Here is a 5,335-nt window from a genome sequence, read left to right on the forward strand (position 1 = left end):
CAAGATAAGAAACTTATCATTGGAACCGTAGGATTGGCAGACCCTAATGATAAAAAGAATAGGGAATCAATCATGAATGGAATAAAGGAGCTCCTTCATGGATGCATTTACAATAAGGCAAGAGTATATTTCTTGAGAGGGGCAATAGATTACTCCAATCTTAACCTAAAGCACAAAACAATGATGGCATTTATTCATAGGAAAGTAAAAGGAATGAAGGAAGAGGAAATGACTGCAGAAATAAGGGCAGTTATTGAAACATATGGGAAAAATGTAAGTTATGTTGATTTTGATGCTTTGAATCCGATTATAGATGAAATTCAATCATAAATCTTTTTTATGAATGCAATGTTTTAAGTTTCTTTGAATCAGATTTTAGACGAAATTCAATAGGGTATTCGGATGCTTTGAATCTGATTATAGATGAAATCCAATAATCTATTTTATTAAAAAACTTTTTAAACTAATAAGTTAATATAAGATATATAAATCTATTTTTTATATTTTTAAAAGATTTAATCATATTTACCAATTTTAAAGATTTTTAAATTTACTTTTTATTATTTACAAGGATGAGAAAATAATGTTTGAAATTAAAGCAAAAGATATGAGAGGAAGAGTAGGTGTTTTGAAAACAAATCATGGAGACATCAAGACACCAAACCTGATGCCTGTAATCCATCCAAGAAAACAGCCAATCAATGTAAAGGATTACGGTGCAGACATAGTAATTACAAATGCTTATTTGATTTATAAAGACGAAGACTTAAGCAAGAAGGCATTGGATGTTGGCTTGCACGAACTGATCAACTTCGATGGGCCAATAATGACTGATTCAGGTTCATTCCAATTGTCTGTCTATGGTGATGTTGAAATAACAAATCAAGAGGTCATTGAGTTTCAGGAAGCCATCGGAACTGATATAGGAACTTCACTTGACATTCCAACCGGACCTTATGTTGATAGGGAAAAGGTGGAAGAGGACCTTGAAATCACCATTGAACGTGCTAAAGAGGCTATCAGCTTTGTAAAGGATAATGATTACAATATGAAAATCAACTCAGTTGTTCAAGGGTCAACCTATCCTGACTTAAGGGAATACTGTGCAACAGAGTTGACTAAGCTTGATGCAGACTTATATCCAATCGGTGCAGTTGTGCCTCTTATGGAAATGTACCATTACCGTGACCTTGTTGATGCTGTAATGCATTCTGTCAAATGCTTGCCTGAGTCCAAGGCACGCCATCTCATGGGTGCAGGACATCCTATGATCTTTGCACTTTGTGTAGCTATGGGTTGTGACCTTTTCGATTCTGCAGCTTATATCCTATATGCTGAAGGAGACAGATTCCTCACTACAAGAGGTACATTGAAGTTGGAGAACATGACAGAAATGCCTTGTTCCTGTGAAGTCTGCTGCAAATACACTCCTGATGATTTAAGGGCTATGGATAAGGAAGAAAGAACCAAATTGATAGCACAGCACAACTTGCATGTAAGTTTTGCAGAGCTTAGACTCATCAGACAAGCAATTGCTGAAGGAAGTTTGATGGAACTTGTAGAGGAACGTTGCAGAGCTCACCCAATGCTTCTTGATGCAGTAAGGCATTTGGGAGAGTACAGTGAAGACTTGGAGCAATTCGATCCAAGAAGCAAAAAGTCTGCATTCTTCTATACCGGTCCTGAATCATTGAAAAGGGCAGAGGTTACAAGACATCTCAAGCAATTGGAGAATATGGACAAGAAGAAAAACCTTGTTGTGCTTCCTGCTTATAGGAAACCTTACAGCAAATATTTGGTAAGCAGCTTCAGGGAATTCTATGTATATGCAAAGGACGAGTCCAATGGTGAGGATGCACCTTGTGTAATCGATAATGATGATACAGATTTCGCTGTATTGGACATTCCATTCTGCATGATTCCACTTGAATTGGATGAGGTCTATCCATTAAGCCAAAGTGATGCTCCAAGAATCCATGATAAGATTGCAGATGAGTTTACAAGAGACTTTTTCATAGATTATGCTGAAAACTATGATAATGTATTAATCCATCCTAAGGTAATGGATGAGCTTGAGCTTGACTATATTGAAAGATATGAACATCCTGAAGATGTCAGATACAAAAAGGATGACATCAAAAAGCTTAAGGCAATTGCAGATTACCAATTCGGTAAAGGTGCTGGAGAAGCTTTGTTCACCGGTAATATCAAGATTGAAAAGAGTAAGAAAACCGGTAAGATAAGACATGTATTTGACAAGAATCAGAATATCGTCAATATGAGAGCTTCTGACAGTTTCTTGATTTTATCCAAATTAGGTGCTCAAAGACTTGCCACATTGGATGGAATGAGAAATAAGGTCATGATTGACAATAGCGTTGAATCATTTGCACGTGAAGGAAAAAGCGTATTTGCCAAGTTCATCAAGGATTGTGATCTAAACATAAGATCCAATGATGAGGTTCTTATCGTTAATGAGCAGGGAGAGCTATTGGCATTCGGTAAGGCACTTTTGAGTCATAAGGAAATGATGGACTTCAAGACAGGTCAAGCTATCAAGACAAGAAAAGGATTTAAAAAATAAAAATAATTACTTTTCTAAAAATCATAAAATGATTTAAAAATTAAATATTATTTTTAGTTCTATAAAATTCAAGAAATTTAAAAAATAAAAATTATTATATATTCTAATTAATAGAGTATTATTTAGAAAAATTCATTAAAATTATTATTTGATAAAATTAAGAGGTTATATTATGATACCTGGTATGAGCCCAAAACAAATGAAGAATATGCAAAGACAAATGAAGAAAATGGGTATGGACATGAAGGAAATTGATGGTGTCCAAGAAGTTATTATTCGTTGTGAAGATAAGGATTTAATTATTTCCCCTGCAGATGTAAGCTTAATGACTGTAATGGGTCAAGAAACCTATCAAGTTACTGGAACTGCAGTTGAAGTGGAAAAAGAGATTGAAATTCCACAAGAAGACATTGAAATGGTTGCTAACACTGCTGGTGTAAGTGCTGCAGATGCTGAAGAAGCATTAAGAGAAACCGGCGGAGATTTAGCAGAAGCTATTTTAAAATTAAATGGATAATTTTATTCATTTCTTTTTTAATTTTTTTTTTAATTTTTTTTAATTTATATTTTTGTAATTTAATTTGACTTTTTTTTTAAAATATTAAGTTTATTAATTATTATGCATATATAATAATATGTATGTAATAATTTTAAGATTTTACAGATTTTATTTAAAAATTGATTTTAAATAAATTTTTATGAGGTTAACTATGAGAGAATTGAGACTAGGAAGAAGGATAAATCTAGGTCATGTAGGGCAACTCATCAAAAAGGATTTCAAGGATGTATTTACCAAAAATCCTATTGTTGTCTTAACATTGCTTGCAATAATAATTTTACCTTCCTTATATGCTCTTATTAATATCCAAGCTTGTTGGGACCCTTATGACAATACTGGAAATCTTGAATTTGCTGTAGCAAATCTTGATAAGGGTGCTTCAATTGAAGGTGAAGACCTTAATGTAGGGGACCAGCTGGAAGATGAATTGAAACGAAATGATGATTTTTATTGGACTTTTGTAAGTGAAGATGAACTGCGGGAGGGGGTTAACAATGGAACGTATTATGCGGGAATTGTTATTCCAAAGAATTTCAGCAGTTCCATTAAATCAATCACTTCAGATGATCCTCATTCTGCCGAATTGGAGTATGTTGTAAACAGGAAATCCAATCCGATGGCTTCAAAACTTAGTGATTCAGCAGCAAGAGCTGTCTACAATAAGGTCAATGCAAAGATTGTCCAATTTATTGATTTGGCCGCATATGAAAAATTAGGCCAATTGCAATCTTCCCTTGCAGCTGGAGCAAGTCAAATGTCTTCAGGTGCAGGTCAGTTAAGTGCTGGTGCAGGTCAGGTTTCTTCAGGAGCATCTCAGGTTAAATCCGGTGCAAATGATTTGCAGAAAGGGGCTTCTAAAGTTTCTGATGGAGCTTCTCAGGTAAAGTCTGGTGCAGGTCAGGTTTCTTCTGGCGCTTCACAGGTTAAGTCTGGTTCATCACAAGTATCATCCTCCGCAAATCAGATTTCTGCAGGTTCTGCTCAAGTACAGCAGGCTGCTAAACAATTGGATGATTCTGTTGATGAAAGCACATTGCCGGATCAAATAAAACCGGTTGTACATGGTTCCAAAGAATTGGCTAATGCAAGTTCTGATTTGGCTGGAGCTTCAAGCGATCTTGCAAAAGGATCTTCAAAATTGGCAGACAGTTCTGTTGATTTGGCAAACGGTGCATCAGGTGTAGCTGATGGGGCTTCAAGTGTTGCAGATGGTGCAAGTGGAGTTGCAGGTGGAGCTTCACAATTGGCGGAAGGTTCCATTAGTTTAGCTGCAGGTTCCTCAATGCTTGCAAATGGTGCTTCTTCTGCATTGCTTCAGGCTTCAAGTGGTCTTGCTGGTGCAGCACAATCACTTTCCGGTTTGACTGGTGTTGATGAAGACCAAATTGGAGATTATATTTATGCTCCGGTTAAATTAGAGGAAACTGAAATGTACACAGTTCCAGATTACGGTTCAGAAGTTGCTCCGTTTTATTTGGTATTGTCCATGTGGGTAGGTGCCCTAATCACTAGCGTCATGCTTAGAACAGGCACATCAACTGGAACTAAATACACCCCATCTGAGATGTACTTCGGTAAACTTGCAATATTCTTGATTATGGCACTCTTGGAAACTACAGTTACTCTTATTGGAGCATTCATATTAGGAATAAAAATTGCTAATCCATTATTGTTTGTGTTTTCGGCCTATTTCACTGCCATGATATTTATGCTGATTATCTACTCATTGATATCTGCATTAGGTCATGTAGGAAAAGGATTAGCTGTAATTTGGCTTGTATTCCAAATTTCAGGTACTGGCGGTATTTACCCAATTCAATTGATGGGTCCGTTACTTCAAACAGTCAGTCCATATATGCCTATGACTCATGGAATCACTCTATTGAGAGAAAGTGCATTAGGATTGGTATGGTCTAATTATATTCCATCATTTGCAATTTTAATTGCCATGGCTTTGATTACATTGGTATTGGCATTAATTGTTAAAATGTTTGCAGATAAAAGAGCACATTGGTTTGAAGAGAAATTAAATGAAACTGATTTGTTCTAAACAAATCATTTCTTTTTTTTTAAAAAAGGAGTATTTCTACTAATTTTTATTTTTATTTTTTAATTTTAAAAAAAGAGTAGTTTTACTAATTTTTATTTTTTATTTTTTTTAAAAAGGAGTATTTCTACTAATTTTTATTTTT

4 protein-coding genes are annotated in these 5,335 nt (G+C 35.1%); all 4 read left to right on the top strand.

Translation table 11 applies throughout. From position 1 onward, the window contains the following. The coding region (locus ACKI67_RS04130) for a flavodoxin domain-containing protein (RefSeq protein ID WP_407462124.1) at positions 1-330 on the top strand (330 nt) is incomplete at its 5' end. Positions 331-583: 253 nt separating this feature from the next. After that, positions 584-2,584 carry a tRNA guanosine(15) transglycosylase TgtA gene (tgtA, locus tag ACKI67_RS04135; protein WP_407462125.1) on the top strand — a complete coding sequence of 667 codons (2,001 nt, stop codon included), beginning with the start codon at positions 584-586 and terminating at the stop codon, positions 2,582-2,584. A gap of 172 nt (positions 2,585-2,756) precedes the next feature. Further along, on the top strand, positions 2,757-3,101 hold the full coding sequence (locus tag ACKI67_RS04140) for a nascent polypeptide-associated complex protein (protein ID WP_407462126.1): 345 nt from the start codon (positions 2,757-2,759) through the stop codon (positions 3,099-3,101). A gap of 193 nt (positions 3,102-3,294) precedes the next feature. Next, a complete protein-coding gene (locus ACKI67_RS04145) occupies positions 3,295-5,193 on the top strand; it encodes a YhgE/Pip family protein (RefSeq protein ID WP_407462127.1) in 1,899 nt (632 codons plus the stop codon). Positions 5,194-5,335: the final 142 nt, after the last annotated feature.

The sequence above is a fragment of the Methanobrevibacter sp. genome (assembly GCF_045577275.1).
In the GTDB taxonomy this organism is placed as follows: domain Archaea; phylum Methanobacteriota; class Methanobacteria; order Methanobacteriales; family Methanobacteriaceae; genus Methanobrevibacter.

Excerpts from the sequence above, each read along its gene's own strand:
- ACKI67_RS04140 (WP_407462126.1), top strand. The coding sequence starts at position 2,757 with ATGATACCTGGTATGAGCCCAAAACAAATGAAGAATATGCAAAGACAA.
- ACKI67_RS04145 (WP_407462127.1), top strand. The coding sequence starts at position 3,295 with ATGAGAGAATTGAGACTAGGAAGAAGGATAAATCTAGGTCATGTAGGG.
- tgtA (WP_407462125.1), top strand. The coding sequence starts at position 584 with ATGTTTGAAATTAAAGCAAAAGATATGAGAGGAAGAGTAGGTGTTTTG.